Annotated in this window: 21 protein-coding genes; 14 read left to right on the top strand and 7 right to left on the bottom strand. The window is 66.6% G+C overall.

All coding sequences use genetic code 11. The features are described from left to right. The first annotated feature begins 18 nt into the window (after positions 1-18). From lysS to CRM90_RS12850, 7 genes are all read left to right on the top strand, one after another. The gene (gene lysS, locus CRM90_RS12880) at positions 19-1,539 is read left to right on the top strand and encodes a lysine--tRNA ligase (RefSeq protein WP_102807337.1); all 1,521 of its coding nucleotides are present in this window, start codon (positions 19-21) and stop codon (positions 1,537-1,539) included. Positions 1,540-1,654: 115 nt separating this feature from the next. Further along, positions 1,655-1,996, top strand: a complete 342-nt coding sequence (gene lsr2 / locus CRM90_RS12875; RefSeq protein ID WP_036341782.1) for a histone-like nucleoid-structuring protein Lsr2 — start codon at positions 1,655-1,657, stop codon at positions 1,994-1,996. Between the two features lie 251 nt (positions 1,997-2,247). After that, a complete protein-coding gene (clpC1, locus tag CRM90_RS12870; RefSeq protein WP_102807336.1) occupies positions 2,248-4,776 on the top strand; it encodes an ATP-dependent protease ATP-binding subunit ClpC in 2,529 nt (842 codons plus the stop codon). Between the two features lie 107 nt (positions 4,777-4,883). Beyond that, positions 4,884-5,252 (top strand): YbjQ family protein, encoded by a 369-nt coding sequence (locus CRM90_RS12865; RefSeq protein WP_036341780.1) that lies wholly within the window; start codon positions 4,884-4,886, stop codon positions 5,250-5,252. Between the two features lie 145 nt (positions 5,253-5,397). Continuing rightward, positions 5,398-5,610: a CbtB domain-containing protein gene (locus CRM90_RS12860; protein WP_083118814.1), complete on the top strand. Its 213-nt coding sequence runs from the start codon at positions 5,398-5,400 to the stop codon at positions 5,608-5,610. Positions 5,611-5,634: 24 nt separating this feature from the next. Next, a complete protein-coding gene (locus CRM90_RS12855; protein ID WP_102807335.1) occupies positions 5,635-6,438 on the top strand; it encodes a CbtA family protein in 804 nt (267 codons plus the stop codon). Next, positions 6,435-6,992 carry a histidine phosphatase family protein gene (locus CRM90_RS12850; protein WP_102807334.1) on the top strand — a complete coding sequence of 186 codons (558 nt, stop codon included), beginning with the start codon at positions 6,435-6,437 and terminating at the stop codon, positions 6,990-6,992. The genes CRM90_RS12855 and CRM90_RS12850 overlap by 4 nt, the downstream gene beginning before the upstream one ends. Here CRM90_RS12850 and CRM90_RS12845 read toward each other — a convergent pair. Both CRM90_RS12845 and mhuD read right to left on the bottom strand, forming a co-directional pair. Continuing rightward, entirely contained in the window at positions 6,972-8,336 is a 1,365-nt protein-coding gene (locus CRM90_RS12845) for a serine hydrolase (protein WP_502693267.1), read from the bottom strand. The two genes, CRM90_RS12850 and CRM90_RS12845, sit on opposite strands and share 21 nt — an antisense overlap. Continuing rightward, on the bottom strand, positions 8,311-8,628 hold the full coding sequence (mhuD, locus tag CRM90_RS12840; RefSeq protein ID WP_036341775.1) for a mycobilin-forming heme oxygenase MhuD: 318 nt from the start codon (positions 8,626-8,628) through the stop codon (positions 8,311-8,313). Before mhuD ends, CRM90_RS12845 begins: the two co-directional genes overlap by 26 nt. Before the next feature lie 55 nt (positions 8,629-8,683). Here mhuD and CRM90_RS12835 point away from each other — a divergent pair, with 55 nt between their 5' ends. Next, positions 8,684-9,457 (top strand): alpha/beta fold hydrolase, encoded by a 774-nt coding sequence (locus tag CRM90_RS12835; RefSeq protein WP_102807332.1) that lies wholly within the window; start codon positions 8,684-8,686, stop codon positions 9,455-9,457. On the opposite strand, the gene CRM90_RS12830 is transcribed toward CRM90_RS12835, so the two are convergent. Further along, complete coding sequence (locus tag CRM90_RS12830; protein WP_102807331.1) at positions 9,431-9,628, bottom strand: hypothetical protein; 198 nt, start codon at positions 9,626-9,628, stop codon at positions 9,431-9,433. The two genes, CRM90_RS12835 and CRM90_RS12830, sit on opposite strands and share 27 nt — an antisense overlap. A 71-nt stretch (positions 9,629-9,699) precedes the next feature. Between CRM90_RS12830 and CRM90_RS12825 the strand changes: the two genes are divergently transcribed. Beyond that, entirely contained in the window at positions 9,700-10,659 is a 960-nt protein-coding gene (locus CRM90_RS12825; RefSeq protein WP_102807330.1) for a GlxA family transcriptional regulator, read from the top strand. On the opposite strand, the gene CRM90_RS12820 is transcribed toward CRM90_RS12825, so the two are convergent. Then, positions 10,656-11,531, bottom strand: a complete 876-nt coding sequence (locus CRM90_RS12820) for an iron-sulfur binding domain-containing protein (protein ID WP_102807329.1) — start codon at positions 11,529-11,531, stop codon at positions 10,656-10,658. The genes CRM90_RS12825 and CRM90_RS12820 overlap by 4 nt on opposite strands. Before the next feature lie 37 nt (positions 11,532-11,568). On the opposite strand from CRM90_RS12820, the gene CRM90_RS12815 reads away from it, so the two are divergent. Both CRM90_RS12815 and CRM90_RS12810 read left to right on the top strand, forming a co-directional pair. After that, positions 11,569-12,186, top strand: a complete 618-nt coding sequence (locus CRM90_RS12815) for a carbonic anhydrase (protein ID WP_102807393.1) — start codon at positions 11,569-11,571, stop codon at positions 12,184-12,186. An 89-nt stretch (positions 12,187-12,275) separates the two neighbouring features. Next, positions 12,276-13,061 carry a hypothetical protein gene (locus tag CRM90_RS12810; protein WP_199189886.1) on the top strand — a complete coding sequence of 262 codons (786 nt, stop codon included), beginning with the start codon at positions 12,276-12,278 and terminating at the stop codon, positions 13,059-13,061. Positions 13,062-13,075: 14 nt separating this feature from the next. Here the strand turns inward: CRM90_RS12810 and disA are convergent, their stop codons facing one another. Genes disA through CRM90_RS12795 form a run of 3 tightly spaced genes read right to left on the bottom strand, consistent with a single transcriptional unit; the run spans position 13,076 to position 16,236 of the window. Next, positions 13,076-14,185 carry a DNA integrity scanning diadenylate cyclase DisA gene (disA, locus tag CRM90_RS12805; protein ID WP_199189877.1) on the bottom strand — a complete coding sequence of 370 codons (1,110 nt, stop codon included), beginning with the start codon at positions 14,183-14,185 and terminating at the stop codon, positions 13,076-13,078. Then, positions 14,182-15,630 carry a DNA repair protein RadA gene (radA, locus tag CRM90_RS12800; protein ID WP_102807326.1) on the bottom strand — a complete coding sequence of 483 codons (1,449 nt, stop codon included), beginning with the start codon at positions 15,628-15,630 and terminating at the stop codon, positions 14,182-14,184. Before radA ends, disA begins: the two co-directional genes overlap by 4 nt. A 57-nt stretch (positions 15,631-15,687) precedes the next feature. After that, a complete protein-coding gene (locus CRM90_RS12795; RefSeq protein ID WP_102807325.1) occupies positions 15,688-16,236 on the bottom strand; it encodes a copper chaperone PCu(A)C domain-containing protein in 549 nt (182 codons plus the stop codon). Between the two features lie 295 nt (positions 16,237-16,531). Here CRM90_RS12795 and carD point away from each other — a divergent pair, with 295 nt between their 5' ends. From carD to ispF, 3 genes are read left to right on the top strand one after another with little or no spacing between them, the layout of a single operon-like run. Continuing rightward, the gene (gene carD / locus CRM90_RS12790) at positions 16,532-17,020 is read left to right on the top strand and encodes an RNA polymerase-binding transcription factor CarD (RefSeq protein ID WP_019512593.1); all 489 of its coding nucleotides are present in this window, start codon (positions 16,532-16,534) and stop codon (positions 17,018-17,020) included. 17 nt (positions 17,021-17,037) lie between these two features. Continuing rightward, positions 17,038-17,700, top strand: a complete 663-nt coding sequence (ispD, locus tag CRM90_RS12785; RefSeq protein WP_102807324.1) for a 2-C-methyl-D-erythritol 4-phosphate cytidylyltransferase — start codon at positions 17,038-17,040, stop codon at positions 17,698-17,700. Then, positions 17,697-18,188: a 2-C-methyl-D-erythritol 2,4-cyclodiphosphate synthase gene (gene ispF / locus CRM90_RS12780; protein ID WP_102807323.1), complete on the top strand. Its 492-nt coding sequence runs from the start codon at positions 17,697-17,699 to the stop codon at positions 18,186-18,188. Before ispD ends, ispF begins: the two co-directional genes overlap by 4 nt. The last annotated feature ends 19 nt before the right edge of the window (positions 18,189-18,207 follow it).

The following is an 18,207-nucleotide window of genomic DNA, read 5'->3' as shown; positions in this document are numbered from 1 at the left end:
CATTTAAGCTGGCACGTCGTGAGCTCTGCTGATACTCCGGAAACCGACCACGCGGACTCCGACGTCCCCGAGCAGTTCCGGATTCGCCAGGGCAAGCGCGAGGCCTTGTTGGCCGACGGGAAAGACCCCTATCCCGTCTCGGTGCCGCGAACCCATTCGCTGGCCCAGATCAGGGCCGCGTATCCCGATCTGGAAGCCGACTCCGCCACCGGCGACATCGTCGGCGTCACCGGCCGGGTGGTGTTCGCCCGCAACTCGGGCAAGTTGTGCTTCGCCACCCTGCAGGAAGGCGACGGGACCCAGCTGCAGGCCATGATCAGCCTGGCCGGCGTCGGTGAGGACGCCCTCGAAGCCTGGAAGACCGAGGTGGATCTCGGTGACATCGTGTTCGTGCACGGCGAGGTGATCAGTTCCCGCCGCGGGGAACTCTCGGTGCTGGCCGATTCGTGGCAGATGGCCAGCAAGGCGTTGCGTCCGCTGCCCGTCGCTCACAAGGAAATGAGCGAAGAGTCGCGCGTCCGGCAGCGCTACGTCGACCTGATCGTGCGCCCGCAGGCCCGCACCGTGGCCCGGCAACGCATCGCGGTGGTCCGTGCACTGCGCAATGCGTTGGATCGTCGAGGGTTCCTCGAAGTCGAAACGCCGATGCTGCAGACGCTCGCCGGTGGTGCGGCAGCACGGCCGTTCATCACCCACTCGAACGCGCTCGACGCCGACCTGTATCTGCGGATCGCGCCGGAGTTGTTCCTCAAGCGATGCGTGGTGGGTGGTCTCGAGAAGGTTTTCGAGCTCAATCGAAACTTCCGAAACGAAGGCGCCGATTCGACGCATTCGCCGGAATTCTCCATGCTCGAGACTTATCAAGCATGGGGTACGTATGACGATTCGGCGATCGTCACCCGTGAAGTTATTCAGGAAGTTGCGGATGAGGCGATCGGCACGCGGCAAGTGCCATTGCCGGACGGCACAATCTATGACCTCGACGGTGAATGGCCGGCACTGGAAATGTACCCGTCGTTGTCTGAAGCCCTCGGTGAAGAGATCACCCCGAACACGTCGCTGGAATATCTCCTCACTATTGCCGACCGGCTCGAGGTGGAGATCCCGCGGGATCGCGGCTACGGGCACGGCAAGGTGATCGAAGAACTGTGGGAGCACACAGTCGGGGACACATTGTGGGCTCCGACATTCGTCAAGGATTTCCCGGTCGAAACCACACCGCTGACCCGCCAGCACCGCAGCATCCCCGGCGTCACGGAGAAGTGGGATCTCTACGTGCGCGGGTTCGAATTGGCCACCGGCTATTCCGAGCTGGTCGACCCGATCGTGCAGCGCGAGCGCTTCGAGGCCCAAGCCAGGGCGGCCGCGGCGGGCGATGACGAGGCGATGGCACTCGACGAGGATTTCCTCGCGGCAATGGAGTATGCGATGCCCCCGACGACGGGAACCGGAATGGGCGTCGATCGTCTGCTGATGGCACTCACCGGCTTGTCAATTCGGGAAACTGTATTGTTCCCGATTGTTCGCCGACATGGCTGAGGTGCGCTTATCCGAGCTACGTTGAATGATGTGGGCCACTGTGGCACATTGGTTCGCATGGGGAAGACGCTCGACTATGGGTTGTTGAGCGCAGGCAGAAGGATTCAGTGAGGCAATGGCCAAAAAAGTGACCGTCACTCTCGTCGACGATTTCGACGGTGCGGGCGCAGCCGATGAAACGGTCGAATTCGCGCTCGATGGCGTGAGCTATGAGATCGATCTTTCTTCAAAGAATGCTCAGAAACTGCGTAACGATCTCAAGCAGTGGGTCGAAGCCAGCCGCCGCGTGGGCGGCCGTCGCCGTGGTCGCTCGGGCCCGGCCGGCCGTGGCCGCGCGAGCATCGATCGGGAGCAGAGCGCCGCGATCCGGGAATGGGCGCGCCGCAATGGCCACAAGGTGTCGACGCGGGGACGCATCCCGGCCGACATCATCGACGCCTTCCACGCCGCAACCTAGGCCCCAGCTAACCTGCTCGTGCCGCACCGCGAGGAAGGTGGCGGCGCCGTTTCGCTCGCGGCGAAGCGGACGCCGGTGATTGCCGGAAACGATTCGCAGCTCCGCCGCGTTGGTGTGCTAGGTCCGCACCGCTAGGGAAAGCGGTAAGGGTGACAAGGGAGGACGCCTTCCCGGGCCGCCCATTAGAGTGGACGACAGGTACGTGGTGACTACCGCTGTACCTAATCGTGATGGAGAGCAGGTAACCGAGGATGTTCGAGAGATTCACCGACCGTGCCCGCAGGGTCGTCGTCCTGGCTCAAGAAGAGGCCCGGATGCTCAACCACAACTACATCGGCACCGAGCACATCCTGCTGGGACTTATTCATGAGGGTGAAGGCGTAGCCGCCAAGTCACTGGAGTCGCTGGGCATCTCACTTGAAGGTGTCCGGAGCCAGGTCGAGGAGATCATCGGTCAGGGCCAGCAGGCCCCGTCCGGGCACATCCCCTTCACCCCGCGCGCCAAAAAGGTTCTCGAGCTGAGCCTTCGCGAGGCGCTGCAGCTCGGCCACAACTACATCGGCACCGAGCACATTCTGCTCGGCCTGATCCGCGAGGGCGAGGGCGTCGCCGCCCAGGTGCTCGTGAAGCTCGGCGCCGAACTGACCCGGGTGCGTCAGCAGGTCATCCAGCTGCTGAGCGGCTACCAGGGCAAGGAGACCGCGGAAGCCGGCACCGGCGGCCGTGGCGGCGAGTCCGGCAACCCGTCGACGTCGCTGGTCCTCGACCAGTTCGGCCGCAACCTCACCGCGGCCGCCATGGAGGGCAAGCTCGACCCGGTCATCGGCCGCGAGAAGGAAATCGAGCGGGTGATGCAGGTGTTGAGCCGGCGCACCAAGAACAACCCGGTGCTGATCGGCGAGCCCGGTGTCGGTAAGACAGCCGTCGTCGAGGGCCTGGCCCAGGCCATCGTGCACGGCGAGGTTCCCGAGACACTCAAGGACAAGCAGCTGTACACCCTCGACCTGGGGTCGCTGGTGGCCGGCAGCCGTTACCGCGGTGATTTCGAGGAGCGCCTCAAGAAGGTGCTCAAGGAGATCAACACCCGCGGCGACATCATCCTGTTCATCGACGAGCTGCACACGCTGGTCGGTGCGGGTGCCGCCGAAGGTGCCATCGACGCGGCGTCGATCCTCAAGCCGAAGCTGGCTCGAGGCGAGCTGCAGACGATCGGCGCCACCACGCTCGACGAGTACCGCAAGTACATCGAGAAGGACGCCGCCCTGGAGCGCCGGTTCCAGCCGGTCCAGGTTGGTGAGCCGACGGTGGCGCACACCATCGAGATCCTGAAGGGTCTGCGTGACCGGTACGAGGCCCACCACCGGGTGTCGATCACCGACTCGGCGATGGTCGCGGCGGCGACGTTGGCCGACCGCTACATCAACGACCGGTTCCTGCCGGACAAGGCGATCGACCTGATCGACGAGGCCGGTGCGCGCATGCGCATCCGCCGAATGACCGCGCCGCCAGACCTGCGTGAGTTCGACGAGAAGATCGCCGACGCTCGCCGGGAGAAGGAATCCGCGATCGACGCCCAGGACTTCGAGAAGGCCGCGAACCTGCGGGACCGGGAGAAGCAACTGGTCGCGCAGCGCGCTGAGCGTGAAAAGCAGTGGCGCTCAGGCGATCTCGATGTTGTCGCCGAGGTCGACGATGAGCAGATCGCGGAGGTGCTCGGCAACTGGACCGGTATCCCCGTGTTCAAGCTGACCGAGGAGGAGACCACCCGGCTGCTGCGCATGGAGGACGAGCTGCACAAGCGGATCATCGGCCAGGAGGATGCGGTCCGGGCGGTCAGCAAGGCCATCCGCCGCACCCGCGCAGGCCTGAAGGATCCCAAGCGCCCGTCCGGCTCGTTCATCTTCGCCGGCCCGTCCGGCGTCGGTAAGACCGAGCTGTCCAAGGCGCTGGCGGAGTTCCTGTTCGGCGACGACGACGCACTCATCCAGATCGACATGGGCGAGTTCCACGACCGCTTCACCGCATCGCGGTTGTTCGGTGCCCCGCCCGGATACGTCGGCTACGAGGAGGGCGGCCAGCTCACCGAGAAGGTGCGGCGCAAGCCGTTCTCGGTGGTGCTGTTCGACGAGATCGAGAAGGCCCACCAGGAGATCTACAACACCCTGTTGCAGGTCCTCGAGGACGGCCGTCTCACCGACGGTCAGGGCCGCACGGTCGACTTCAAGAACACCGTGCTGATCTTCACCTCGAACCTGGGCACCTCCGACATCAGTAAGGCGGTCGGTCTCGGCTTCACCCAGGGTGGCGGCGAGAACAACTACGAGCGGATGAAGCAGAAGGTCAACGACGAGCTGAAGAAGCACTTCCGCCCGGAGTTCCTCAACCGCATCGACGACATCATCGTCTTCCACCAGCTGACTCAGGACGAGATCATCCAGATGGTCGACCTGATGGTGGGCCGGGTGTCCAAGCAGCTCAAGGCCAAGGACATGGAGATGGAGCTGACCGACAACGCCAAGGCGCTGTTGGCCAAGCGCGGCTTCGATCCGGTGTTGGGTGCGCGGCCGCTGCGTCGGACCATCCAGCGCGAGATCGAGGACGCCCTCTCGGAGAAGATCCTCTTCGAAGAGGTCGGCCCCGGTCAGCTGGTCACCGTCGACGTGGAGAACTGGGACGGCGAAGGCGCCGGCGAGGACGCGAAGTTCACCTTCGCCGGTGGTCCCAAGCGTCCGGAGATCGCCGAGGCGGATCTGGCCAACGCAGGCACCGCCAGCGAGTAGGCACCAACGAAAAAGACCCCCGACGATGTCGGGGGTCTTTTTCGTGTCGGCGATGAATTGTTTTCGTCCGCATCGATTCCCCCGCGCGCGACCGCTACCCTCTGCTCATGCTTGTGGTCACCACCAACGACATCCCCGGCTGGGAGATCCAGCGGGTGTGCGGCGAGGTCTTCGGTCTCACCGTGCGATCGCGCAATGCCTTCTCCCAGATGGGCGCGGGCTTCAAGAGCATGTTCGGCGGCGAGCTGCAGGGCATGACGAAGAACCTCGCGGAGAGCCGCAATGAGGCGATGAATCGCTTGATGACCGAGGCCCGCACCCGTGGCGGAAACGCGATCATCGGAATGCGGTTCGACACCACCGAACTCGGCGATGTCTGGACCGAAATCTGCGCCTACGGCACCGCGGTGCAGGCGGTCCCGGTCACCGATGCCGCCAAGTACACCGCGCAGCAGCTGGGTTACGGCGCCGGCTGACCCCGCGGAGGTATAGCATCCTCGGGGTAAGAGACGAGTCGAGGAATCTGGTGAAATTCCAGAACGGTCGCGCCACTGTTGACAGTCAGACCCGAGGCCCGTCATGGTTCGCATTGGGACGCGTAGCTCCCTGGAAGGACACCGAATGACTACTCCGCAGACAAAGAGCCACTCACGCGCCGTCGATCTCTCGGCCGCCAAAGCTGTCGTCTGGCTCTCGCTGACCGCCTTCTTCGCGCTGCTGGTGCTGTATTTCGTCGGTGTCGACCAAGGCGCCACCTCGGTCTTCGGCGACAACATGTACATCCACGAATTCGTGCATGACGCCCGCCACCTCCTCGGATTCCCCTGCCACTGAGCCGGCGGAAAACACTCCACGACAATGGAAAAATCAATAATTTGGCGCGGCATTCTGGCCGGCGCCCTCGCTGGCGTGTTCGGATTCGTCTGGTCCAAGATCTTCATCGAGCCGATCGTCGGACGAGCCATCGACTTCGAAGACGGCACCACCGCGGCGCATGAAGCCATGGAGGCGGCGTCCGCGCACGGGCACGGGCACAGCCATGAGGGCGGCGAGCTGTTCACTCGCACGGTGCAGTCCAACATCGGTATGGGACTGGGCGTGCTGCTCTTCAGCGTGGCGCTCGGCGCGTTGTTCGCTGTCGTGTTCTGCGTGGCGTACAGCCGCATCGACACCGTGTCGGCCCGCACGCTCGCAGTGCTGACCGCGGGCGCGATGCTCATCTCGCTGTGGGTGGTGCCGGCACTGAAGTATCCGCCCAGCCCGCCGGCCACTAGCCTCGACGAAACCATCAAGCAGCGCGCGCTGCTGTACATCCTGATGGTGGCGCTGTCGGCGCTGTTCATGGTCGCTGCGGTCTACCTCGCCTTCCAGCTCACGCCGAAGCTGGGTGCCTGGAACGCCACGCTGGCCGCCGGCGGCGCGTACATCGTCGCGGTCGCGATCGTGATGCTGCTGCTGCCGACGATCAACGAGACGCCGGGACCGATGGTGAATGACGCCGGAATGATTGTGTTCCCGGGCTTCCCGGCGACGGATCTCTATGAGTTCCGGCTGTATGCGCTGGGCACCCAGGTGATCGTCTGGACAACGATCGGTCTGGTCGGTGGGGCGATGCTGCACCGGCTGCTCGATAGCAAGCAGCAGGAACCCATCGCTGCGTGAGCGAGGTCGTCCGGCTGACCCTGGTGTCACACGCCATGACCGATGCCATGGCAGCCGGGCGATTTCCGCTCGACGAAGAGCTCAACCCCCTGGGTCGACGGCAGCTGACCGGGATCGACCTGGTTGCCGCCGATGAGGTGTTCTCCGGGCCGGAACTACGGGCACGACAGAGCGCGCACGCGCTCGGTCTTACGCCTGCAATTGATCCGCGGCTGGCCGACCTGGGGTGCGGTTCCTGGGGCGGACTGAGTCTCGACCAGGTGCAGCCCGGTGAGCTCACACAGTGGTTGACCGACCCTGAAAGCCGCCCGCACAACGGCGAATCGGTGGTCGAGCTGATCGCGCGGGTACGCGGTTGGTTGGTCGATGTGGCCCGCACACCGGGGCGGGTTGTCGCTTTCACCCACCCGGCGGTTGTTCGCGCGGCGATCCTGAGCACCCTCGATGCGCCGCCACAATCGTTCTGGCGCATCGATATAGCACCGGCCAGCAGCACCGCCTTGCATCACCGAGGTTCGGGGTGGACGCTGCGCTCAGCGGTAGCGGGGCAGTAGCCCGAACACCTGCTTGATGATCATCATCGCCCAACCACCCGCGTTCGCGCTGTGGAAGCGGGGCCAGTTGAACTGGAAGCTGACCACCCAGGCCTGGCCGGTTCGGTCCACCGCGTACCAGCTGAACGTCATCTCCCCGGGCAGGTTTCCGGCCTTCGCGGCGATGTAGGGCCACTCGGCGGGGTCGAGGTCGATACCCGCGGCTTCGGACATCACGTCCTTGACCGGAGCCGCGCGGCCGACGGCGTTGTGCTGCAGGGCGGCGTGCACGCGGCAGATGTCCTCGGCGTTGGCATACCACTCCACGCCGTAGGTCGAGGCCGGTGTGTGGGAGCGCATCGGATCGGGGTCGTACGGGCGGGAATCCGCGTCGTGCAACAGGTTTCCCCGATTCGCCGGCACGGTCGTCTTCCACTGCTCACGCACATCGGGGTTGCCCCAGCCGATCGCGAACAGTTCCCGCATCGTCGGGAACGGCGTCATGCTCGCCGGGTCGTGGTGCCCGGCGGCGACCAGGGCCTCTTCGACGGCGTGGGTTCCCACCCGTCCGATCAGCATGTCGGTGGCCATGTTGTCGCTCGTGGAGATCATCTTGCCCGCGGCCTCGCGGACGGTGATCTGGGATCCGGGGGGAAGCTTGTCGAAGCCCGATGAACCAAGTTTCTTCAACTCGGCGGTGATCGTGAGCTTGTCGTCCCAGTTCACAGTTCCTGCCCTGACGGCAGTTTCAACCGCGTACAACACGTATGTCTTGAAAATCGAAGCCAGCGGCAGGGATTCAGTGGTGTTGGTACCCGCCACCTTCTCGCAGCGGCCGTCGTCGACTTTGGAGACCTGCCACGAATAACGGGCACCGGTGCGGCTCAGGGCGGTGTCGACGTCCTGCCACGATTCGATCTTCGGTTTCTCGGTGGTGACGACGAACCGGCTGACGAACGTGTCGTCGCCGATGCGCAGGTCGATGTCTTGGCGGGCGCCGTAGGAGGTCAGCATGTGCAGGGTGGCGACGTTGGCGCCGACTTCGACGCCGGCCAGCGTGTAGGGCCGGTCCCACCACAGCGAGTCCATGGTGTGGGCGACCGGGTCCACCAGGTCCGGAGCGGCCAGCGTCTTGACGCTCTCGTCTCCGATCGGCCAGTCCGAGTTCAGCATGTCCATCACCTGCTTGGCTCGGACGCCCTGCGGGGTGTTGAGGTCGATGCGGACACCCGCGCCGGCGTTGGCGGGCGGCGCGGGGGCTGATGTGCAGCTGGTTGCCAGGGCGGCGGACGCGATCACGGTGGCCGCCGCCACCGCACGCCGGCACACCCGGCGTGCGCTACGCCTTCGAGCCGGTCCCGGCAACGTCCAACACAACCTCGAACTCGAGCAGATGGGCACCCTTGGCCACCGGGTTCGCGCGCTCACCGGCGTGCGCGTGGATCGCCGGTCCGCTGGCCCAGGCCTGGAACGCCTCCTCGGACTCCCATGTGGTCACCACGAAGTAGCGGTCCTCGCCCTTGACGGGCCGCAGCAGTTGGAACCCGAGGAAGCCCGGCTGGTTGTCTACGGCGTGGGCGCGGTTGGCGAACCGCTTCTCCAGCTCTGGACCGGCGCCAGGCGGAATCTCGATTGCGTTGATCTTCACCACGGACATGGCGCAAGGTTACCGCGCCCGCCCGGGCCGGTGACCGACCGCGCAAGATGAACCGGTGAGCACTGAGCTGCTGACCTATCGGGGTGGCACCGGGAGGCCCGTGGTGTTGGTTCACGGCTTGATGGGCCGCGGCACCACGTGGTCGCGACAGGTGCCGTGGCTGGCCCGGTTCGGGTCGGTTCACACCTACGACGCACCGTGGCACCGCGGCCGTGAGGTCGAGGATTCCGAACCGGTCAGCACCGAACGGTTCGTCACCGACCTCGGCGACGCCCTTGCACGCCTCGACGGGCCGGCCGTACTCGTCGGGCACTCGATGGGCGGTCTGCATTCCTGGTGCCTGGCTGCGCAGCGCCCCGACCTGGTGCGCGGGTTGGTGGTCGAGGACATGGCGCCGGACTTCGTCGGCCGCACGACCGGCCCGTGGGAACCGTGGGTGCATGCCCTGCCGGTCGAATACTCCACCGAACAGCAGGTTTTCGACGAATTCGGGCCGATCGCGGGGCGCTACTTCCTCGAAGCCTTCGACCGCACGGCGAGCGGCTGGCGGCTGCACGGCCAGCCCGCTCGCTGGATCGAGATCGCGGCGGAGTGGGGGACTCGGGATTACTGGCGGCAGTGGCAGGCGGTCCGGGCGCCGGTGTTGCTGATCGAGGCGGGTGACTCGGTGGCGCCGCCCGGGCAGATGCGCCGGATGGCCGAGCTGGGCGGGCCGTCGGCACGCTACGTCCATGTCCCCGGGGCAGGCCACCTCGTTCACGACGACGCCCCGGATCGGTACCGGGACGCCGTCGAGTCGTTCCTAGCGGCGCTCCCCGAGAGCACCTGATGACGGCCAGGTCGGATGGTGTTCGAACCTGGTCCGCACGGCGTCGAGATCGTGGGCGATCCGGCGCAGGTCGGCATCGTCTGCGAAGAGTGGACCGACCATCGGTGCCCACACCCGGAATTGATCGGGGTGCAGATGCAGTTTCTTGGCGATGGCGGCGAATGCGTTCATGGCAGTAATGCTGCGGGGAAAAAGATTCCGCCAACAGTGGCAGTACTGACCCGGTGAGATAAAATTCTGCCATGCCTTTGAAGAGTGTCTCGGCGCTGGTTCTGAACAACGTCGCCGTCTTCGAGTTCGGCGTGGTCTGCGAAGTCTTCGGAATCGACCGGGCGGCAGACGGTGTGCCCAACTTCGATTTCAAGGTGTGCGGTCCGCAGGCAGGCGTGCCGCTGCGCACCAGTGTCGGCGCCACCCTGGTGCCCGACCACGGCCTCGACGCCCTGATCGGCGCCGACGTGGTGGCGGTATCGGCGGTCACCGGCCCGGTCGAGGCGTACCCGCCGGAAGCTCTGGAAGCCCTGCGGGCCGCGCATGCGGCCGGGTCGACGATCTTGACCGTGTGTTCCGGCGCCTTCGTGGCGGGCGAAGCGGGCCTGCTCGACGGACGCCACTGCACCACGCACTGGATGCACGCCGACGACCTCGCGCAGCGTTATCCGACGGCGATCATCGACCGCAATGTGCTGTTCGTCGACGATGGCGATCTGGTGACCAGCGCCGGTACCGCCGCCGGCATCGACGCGTGCCTGCACCTGGTGCGCCGTGAACTCGGCAGCGCGGTCACCAACATCATCGCCAGGCGAATGGTGGTTCCTCCGCAGCGCGACGGCGGCCAGCGTCAGTACATTGAGCAACCCATCCCCGCGCGATGCTCGGAAGGCTTTGCACCGCAACTGGATTGGATTCTGTCCAACCTCGACAAGCCGCATACGGTCACGAGCATGGCTCGCCGAGCCAACATGTCGGCGCGCACGTTCGCGCGGCGCTTCGTCGAGGAGGCCGGCACCACGCCCATGCAGTGGGTCACCGATCAGCGGGTGCTCTACGCCCGCCGCATGCTCGAGGAGACCGATCTGGACGTCGACCGCATCGCCGAGCGGGCGGGATTCGGCAATGCCACGCTGCTACGCCACCACTTCCGCCGGATCGTCGGTGTCACCCCCTCGGACTACCGCCGCCGGTTCGCCCGGTCTGCCTAGTCGGCCTCACCGCACAGCGCGAACCGGCCATCGGCGGTCTGTTCAACCAGGCCGTCCACCAGAAGTGAATCCAGCGCGCGGTCGCGCTGTGCGGTATCGGTCAGCCAGACGACGTCAAGCTGCTCGCGCGGTACCGGAGAAGTGCTGGCGCGCAACACATCCAGCAACTTCCCGCGTACCTGCCGGTCGGTGCCGGCAAACCGCTGGGCGGGTCGTGGCGCGGTCGCCGCAGGCGGGTGGCCGGCGGCCCGCCAGGCGCAAACACTCAGCGGGCACACCCCGCACTTGGGCGAGCGCGCCGTGCACACCGTCGCGCCGAGCTCCATCAGCGCCGCCGAGAACACCGGCGCCGTCTCGTCATCGGGCATCAGCGCCAAGACGTCGGCCATATCTCTTGTGGCGGAGGGATTTCCAGCATCGGCGCGGCCGTGGATCGCGCGCGCCACGACCCGTCGGACATTGGTGTCCACCACCGGCACGCTCTGCTGGTAGGCGAAACAGGCCACCGCGCGGGCGGTGTAGGAGCCGACACCGGGCAGGGTCAACAACACCTCGACATCGTCGGGCACCCGGTCGTCGTGTTCGGTGGCGATCACGGTCGCGCACTCGTGCAGGCGCTTTGCTCGGCGCGGATAGCCGAGCTTGCCCCAGGCGCGAAGCACGTCCGCGGCGCTGGCAGCAGCCGTCGCCGACGGTGTCGGCCAGCGCGCCACCCAATCCAGCCAGATGGGCGCCACCCGCGCGACCGGAGTCTGCTGCAGCATGAATTCGCTGACCAGGATTTGCCACGCCGTCACATCGGGAGCGCGCCACGGCAGGTCGCGCCGGGCATGCCCGTACCACACGACGACCTCGTCACAAATGGAACTCATATAGTTTCGAGGTGACAGACAAGGCAGAATGACGGCCATGCCGAACACCAGCCCGATAACCGCATGGAAGGCACTCAAAGAGGGTAACGAGCGATTCGTTGCCGGCCAGCCAGAGCATCCCAGCCAGAGCATCGAGGACCGTGCGCGGTTGGCCGGGGGGCAAACCCCGACCGCAGTCATCTTCGGGTGCGCTGACAGCCGGGTTGCCGCCGAGATCATCTTCGACCAGGGCCTGGGCGACATGTTCGTGGTGCGCACGGCGGGACACGTCATCGACTCCGCGGTGCTGGGATCCATCGAGTACGCGGTCGGCGTTCTCAACGTGCCGCTGATCGCCGTCCTCGGACACGACAGCTGTGGCGCGGTCAAGGCGACGTTGTCCGCCCTCGACGACGGCGCGGTGCCCGGCGGATACATTCGCGATCTCGTCGAGCGGGTGACACCGTCGATCCTGGTGGGTCGCCGCGAGGGCCTGACCCGCGTCGACGAGTTCGAGGCCCGCCATGTCGTCGAGACCGGCACGCAGCTGATGGCCCGGTCCGCCCTCATCGCCGAGCGGGTCGCCGCCGGCACGCTGGCCATCGTGGGCCTGACCTATCACCTCGCCGACGGCAAAGTTGCGTTGCGCGAACACCTCGGCGATATCGGCGAATAAACACTTTTCCAGCTAGCTAACAAGGCGACACGCCGAGCGGGGTCGGGCAACTCGCGGTGACCTGCCCTTACCGTGGAAACGTGCTGGATCTGGATCTGGAACCGCGTGGACCCCTACCCTCGCAAATCTATTGGCGACGCCGTGCTCTGGCAATCGGCATCGTCGCGGTAGTTACCGCAATCGTCGTCGGGGTGGCCTTCCTCGTCTTCAGCGGTGGCTCGGATTCGAAGAGCGCCGTGAAGACCACGCCCGTGGCTCAACCGCAGAATCCCCAGCCGGACAACAAGACTCCCGTCGTCGCGCCGCCGCCGCCGGCGGAGACCCCGTCGGGACCCGTCGCGGTCGCACCGACGCCCACCGAGGCCGTCGTGCCACCGCCGGTGCTCAAAGAGGGCGACGACTGCCCGGATTCCAACCTGGCGGTCAAGGGCATCACCAACCAGCCGCAGTACGCGATCGGCGACCAGCCGAAGTTCACCATGGTCGTCACCAATATCGGTCTGGTGGCCTGCAAGCGTGACGTCGGTGCAGCCGTGCTCGCCGCCTACGTGTACTCGATGGACGGCAAGCGGTTGTGGTCGAACCTCGACTGCGCGCCGTCGAACGAGACGCTGGTCAAGACGTTCAACCCGGGTGAGCAGGTGACCACCGAGGTGACCTGGACCGCCATGGGCTCCGCACCGCAGTGCCCGCTGCCGCGCCAGCCGATCGGACCCGGCACCTACAACCTGGTGGTCCAGCTGGGCAACCTGCGTTCAGCGACGGTGCCGTTCATCCTGGCCGACGCTCCGCCGCCGGGTGCCGCACCGGCCGCCGGACAGCAGCTGCCCGCCGGTGCCCCGGGCGAGGCCCCGCCGCCGGCGCCCGCGGGGTAAGCATTCAGATAGCGTCAGACCAGCCGGTCGGCGATGGTCGACTCGGCCAGCTGCGACAAGCCCTCGCGAACGTGCCGTGCCCACATCGCGCCGATGCCGTCGACGGACTGCAGGTCGGTGGCACTGGCTGCCAGCAGTCCCTGTAGCGAACCGAAGCGGCGTACCAGCAGGTCGACGTGGGCGAACTGCAGGCGCGGGATGCCGGCCATCGCCCGATAGCCACGCGCGCTGAGCGCCGAATCCTGCGCCTCCGCCGTCGAGGGATAGCCGAATACGCGCGACAGCGCGGTGAAGTCCAACAGTTCGGTGTCCGACAGCGAGTCCAATTCGGCCAGCGTCGAGGCGACCTGAGCCTTCGACGGCGGGTCGGGGTTGGCGTGATAGTCACGCATGATCAGCTCGCGGGCGGTGTCGTTGCCGCCGAGCAGTTCTTCGAGCTGTAGTCGCAGCTGTCTGCCATCGGTGCCGAGTTCCACTGCGTCATAATCGATTTCGAGTCCGATGCGGCGAACCATCTCGAGCCGCTGCACCACCGTCATGACGTCGCGCAGCGTGACGAAGTCCTCGATCTCGGCGGTGGACAGCTGCCGGGACACCTCGTCGAGGCGAGCCTTGTAGCGCTCCAACGTGGCGATCGCCTGGTTGGCCCGCGACAGGATGGTGGCTGAGTCGGCCACCACGTGGCGCTCGCCGGAGACGTACACCGTGACGATGTTCATCGAGTGGCTCACCGAGACCACCGGATAGCCGGTCTGGATCGCGGTGCGCTCGGCGGAGCGGTGCCGGGTTCCGGACTCGTCGGTGGGGATCGTCGGATCCGGGACCAGTTGGACGTTGGCCCGTACGATCCGGCTGCCGTCGGTGGACAGCACGACGGCGCCGTCCATCTTCGACAGCTCGCGCAACCGGGTCGGGGCGAACCGCACATCAAGGGAGAACCCGCCGTCGCAGATCGTCTCGACCCGCTCGTCGTAGCCCAGAACGATCAGCGCACCCGTGCGACCACGCAGGATGCGCTCCAAGCCGTCGCGAAGGGCGGTGCCGGGCGCCAGTCGCCCGATGGTCTCGCGCAGCGTGACCGCCGTTGGCTGGGCGGAGCCGCTGGCTCCGTTGACGGTGCTCACAGCCACTTATTGTCCACTGCGTCGAGGTCGTTACTCGACCCCTCCCGCCGAAGCTGCGTGACGACCTTGTCGTAGGGCCGTTTTGCGATCGTCAACATCGAGCGCAGGGCGTCGCCGATGGTGGCCGATTCGATGGCTTTGAAGCCCTTGGGGACGGCGCCGCACCCCATCGGTACGAGCGCCTCGGTGAAGCCAAGGCGTGCCGCTTCGGCGAGTCGGCGGTCCATTCCGGTGACGCGGCGCAGATCCCCGGCCAGGCCCACTTCGCCGATCACCACGGTGGTGCTGGGCAGCGGCAGGTCCGCGTAGGCCGATGCCATCGCCATCGCGACCGCCAGGTCCGACGAGGGATCCATCAACCGCATCCCGCCGACGGTGGACAGATAGATGTCGGTGGCGCTGACCTTGAGGTTGGCCCGCCGCTCCAGCACCGCGGCGATCATCGCCGCCCGTGAACTGTCCACCCCGCTGACCGCGCGGCGTTGCGGTGCGTTCTCGGGGCGGTAGGCCAACAGGGCCTGGACCTCGCCGATCAGCGGGCGCTTACCGTCGAGCGCCACCGTGACCGCGGTGCCGGGTACCGGGTTGGGCCGGTCGTCGAGAAACAATCCGGACGGATCGGAAATCCCCTGAATACCGTTGTCCTGCAATATGAAACAGCCGACCTCATCGGAGGCGCCGAAGCGGTTCTTCACCCCGCGGACCATCCGGAGGGTGGAGTTGCGGTCGCCCTCGAAGTGCAGCACCACGTCCACCAGATGCTCCAGCGAGCGCGGGCCGGCGATCGCTCCGTCCTTTGTGACGTGGCCGACCAGCACCAGCGCCACGCCGCTCGACTTGGCCGCGGCGGTCAGCGCAGTCGTCACCGCGCGTACCTGGGTCACTCCGCCGACCACGCCGTCGGTGTCACCGGCTGTCATCGTCTGCACCGAGTCGACCACCACCAGACTCGGCTGGACCGCCTCGATATGGCCGAGCACGGTGTTGATGTCGGTTTCAGCGGCCAGGAACACCTCGTCGTGGGTGCAGCAGGTCCGCTCGGCGCGCATCCGGATCTGGCCCGCGGACTCTTCGCCGGAGACATAGAGCGCGCGCCGGCCCGAACTCGCCCACCGGTGCACCACGTCGAGCAGCAGTGTGGACTTGCCGACCCCGGGATCACCGGCCAGCAGGCTGACCGAGCCGGGCACCACCCCGCCGCCGAGGACTCGGTCGAGTTCGTCGACGCCGGTGGGGAAGTGGCGGGTGCGGTCGGGGTTGATGGAGCTGATCGGTACCGCGGGGGTGGAGGGCACGACGGCGCGCTGTGCAGTGGTGCCGGCGGCGCTCGCCCCGGCCACCTCGTCGACCGTGCCCCAGGTTCCACACTCCGGGCAACGGCCGACCCACTTGGCCATCACATGGCGGCATTCCGAACAGCGATATTGCGAACGCGCCTTGGCCACGGCCGTGACGCTATCGGGTGGGTCCGACAGATCCGCGTATTAGCGGTCCGTGTCAGCTCACTCCTGGCCTGCGGGTGCCCCTTGCCGCTCCGCGCCGCCCGCCGAGATGGGCACCTGGACTGTCGCCTGGCCGGCCTTCTCGAAGGTGAAGGTGAAGCCATAGGTCAGGCCGTTGGAAATCGGCTGGCTGAGAGTGACCTCGGCTTTGGCCGGCTGCACACTGCCCATCGGCGCCGCTTCGGCCTGGCCGTCGGCACTGCCGACGATCAAGGACGTTCCGGCCGGGATCGAGGTGTTTCCGGTCAGCTCGACCGAACCCACGTCGGAGCTGACGCTGACCAGCTTGTCGTTGGTGTCCGGGGAGATGTTTGCCGCGGCGAAGATCAGCTCGACGGCGCGCCCCGGCTTCAGGGCGTCACCGGATTGCACTGCCTGGATGTGCACGTTGCGCAGCGCGATGCTTCCGACATTCGCGGTGGCGCCGTTGACGGCCGACTGCTGGTCGGCGGTCTGCGAGATCTGGCCCGCACCGCACCCCGTCAGGATCAGGCCGCAGGCCGCCAGGCCAGCGGATGCGGCGACGAGGCGATTCGTCAAGCGGTTCACAACAGCCTCCTGCTCGGCCCGTGTGGACGGCTTCGTCGCGCCGCCGCGGTTCGACTATGCACAGTAGTAGGTAGCGTCGCGCGGCGGTAGCTGAGGGTTCACGGGGTGGTGACAGAAGTGCGCGGCCGGGACCGGGCGGGGGTGTGCTGAGCAGTGGGTACGAGCGTCCGCGTTGCACGCTTTCGTCACCCTGTCAACCCCCTCTCTTCACCTTCGGTGCCCCTGACCTGCATCGTTGTTCCGCACGCTGTCGGCCACCGTGGTAACATCGGAGTGTGAAAGGGGCTCGAAACTGATGATTTTTAAGGTCGGAGACACCGTTGTCTATCCACACCACGGTGCTGCATTGATCGAGGCCATTGAAACCCGGACCATCAAAGGCGAACAGAAGGAATACCTCGTCTTGAAGGTGTCCCAGGGGGACCTCACTGTCCGAGTTCCCGCCGACAACGCCGAGTATGTCGGCGTTCGCGACGTGGTCGGACAGGAAGGCCTGGACAAGGTGTTTCAGGTGCTTCGTGCCCCGCACACCGAAGAGCCGACCAACTGGTCGCGCCGCTACAAGGCCAACCTCGAGAAGCTGGCGTCCGGTGACGTCAACAAGGTCGCCGAGGTCGTTCGCGACCTGTGGCGCCGGGATCAGGAGCGCGGTCTGTCGGCGGGCGAGAAGCGCATGCTGGCCAAGGCCCGGCAGATCCTCGTCGGCGAGCTGGCCCTCGCTGAGAACACCGACGACGAGAAGGCCACCATCATTCTCGACGAGGCGCTGGCCGCCGCGTCCTGACTGCCCTGAGGGGTTAGGTGTCGGACACGGTCGCGGTCGTCACGGCCGCCGGTTCCGGTGAACGGCTGGGCGCGGGTATCCCAAAGGCTTTTGTGGATCTCGGTGGCCGAACCATGCTCGAACGCTCGGTGGAAGGTCTGTTGGCCTCCGGCGTGATCGACCGGGTGGTCGTCGCCGCGCCGGCCGAGCGGGTCGACGAAACAAAGCTGCTGCTCGACGGTCGTGCCACGGTTGTCGCCGGCGGTCCGGAGCGTCCGGAAACCGTACGACGAGCATTGGCTGCCGTCGGCGACCCGGAGTTCGTTCTCGTGCACGACGCAGCCCGGCCGCTGACGCCGGTCGAGCAGATCCAGCGGGTGGTCGCCGCCCTGCGTGACGGCCTGCGCGCGGTCATCCCGGTGCTGCCGGTCACCGACACCATCAAGGCCGTCGACGCCAACGGCGTCGTCCTCGGGACTCCCGAGCGCTCCGGGCTGCGTGCCGTGCAAACACCCCAGGGTTTCGACACCGCGTTGCTCCGCCGCGCGTACGAGCACGTCGGCAGCGCGTCGGTCACCGACGACGCCTCGCTGGTCGAATACCTGGGCACCCCGGTGTACACCGTCGCCGGCGACCCCCTCGCATTCAAGGTCACCACGCCGCTGGATCTCCAGCTGGCCCGAGCTCTGCTGGTCGCATGACGATTCCCCGCATCGGGCTGGGCAGCGACGTCCATCCGATCGAGTCGGGCCGGCCCTGCTGGCTGCTGGGGCTGTTGTTCGACGATGCCGACGGCTGCTCCGGACATTCCGATGGGGACGTCGCCGTCCACGCGCTCTGCGATGCCCTGCTCTCGGCGGCGAGCCTCGGCGATCTCGGGTCGGTGTTCGGCGTGGACCAGCCGCAGTGGCGCGGTGTCACCGGCGCCCGCATGCTCGAACACGTCCGCGAGCTGCTCACCGCCGCGGGATTCACGGTCGGCAACGCCGTCGTCCAGGTGATCGCCAACCGCCCCAAGATCGGGCCGCGCCGGGAGGAAGCCCAACGCCTGCTGTCCGGCCTGCTGGGCGCACCGGTATCGGTCTCGGCGACCACCACCGACGGCCTCGGGCTGACCGGCCGCGGGGAAGGGATGGCGGCCATCGCCACCGCCCTGGTGGTGGCCGGGTCCGCCTCGATGCCTGACTGAGCCGTTCAGGCCGGTAAGC

The sequence above is a fragment of the Mycobacterium sp. ENV421 genome (assembly GCF_002887815.1).
In the GTDB taxonomy this organism is placed as follows: domain Bacteria; phylum Actinomycetota; class Actinomycetes; order Mycobacteriales; family Mycobacteriaceae; genus Mycobacterium.
The sequence above is the reverse complement of the archived record's forward strand: the minus strand, read 5'-3'. Positions and strand labels throughout refer to the sequence as shown.

Bases quoted from the DNA above. Each gene is read 5' to 3' on its own strand.
- carD (WP_019512593.1), top strand. From the start codon at position 16,532: ATGATTTTTAAGGTCGGAGACACCGTTGTCTATCCACACCACGGTGCT.
- CRM90_RS12860 (WP_083118814.1), top strand. From the start codon at position 5,398: ATGACTACTCCGCAGACAAAGAGCCACTCACGCGCCGTCGATCTCTCG.
- ispF (WP_102807323.1), top strand. From the start codon at position 17,697: ATGACGATTCCCCGCATCGGGCTGGGCAGCGACGTCCATCCGATCGAG.
- CRM90_RS12830 (WP_102807331.1), bottom strand. From the start codon at position 9,628: ATGAACGCATTCGCCGCCATCGCCAAGAAACTGCATCTGCACCCCGAT.
- CRM90_RS12865 (WP_036341780.1), top strand. From the start codon at position 4,884: ATGCTTGTGGTCACCACCAACGACATCCCCGGCTGGGAGATCCAGCGG.
- CRM90_RS12815 (WP_102807393.1), top strand. From the start codon at position 11,569: ATGCCGAACACCAGCCCGATAACCGCATGGAAGGCACTCAAAGAGGGT.
- mhuD (WP_036341775.1), bottom strand. From the start codon at position 8,628: ATGTCCGTGGTGAAGATCAACGCAATCGAGATTCCGCCTGGCGCCGGT.
- CRM90_RS12820 (WP_102807329.1), bottom strand. From the start codon at position 11,531: ATGAGTTCCATTTGTGACGAGGTCGTCGTGTGGTACGGGCATGCCCGG.
- CRM90_RS12825 (WP_102807330.1), top strand. From the start codon at position 9,700: ATGCCTTTGAAGAGTGTCTCGGCGCTGGTTCTGAACAACGTCGCCGTC.
- CRM90_RS12855 (WP_102807335.1), top strand. From the start codon at position 5,635: ATGGAAAAATCAATAATTTGGCGCGGCATTCTGGCCGGCGCCCTCGCT.
- clpC1 (WP_102807336.1), top strand. From the start codon at position 2,248: ATGTTCGAGAGATTCACCGACCGTGCCCGCAGGGTCGTCGTCCTGGCT.
- lsr2 (WP_036341782.1), top strand. From the start codon at position 1,655: ATGGCCAAAAAAGTGACCGTCACTCTCGTCGACGATTTCGACGGTGCG.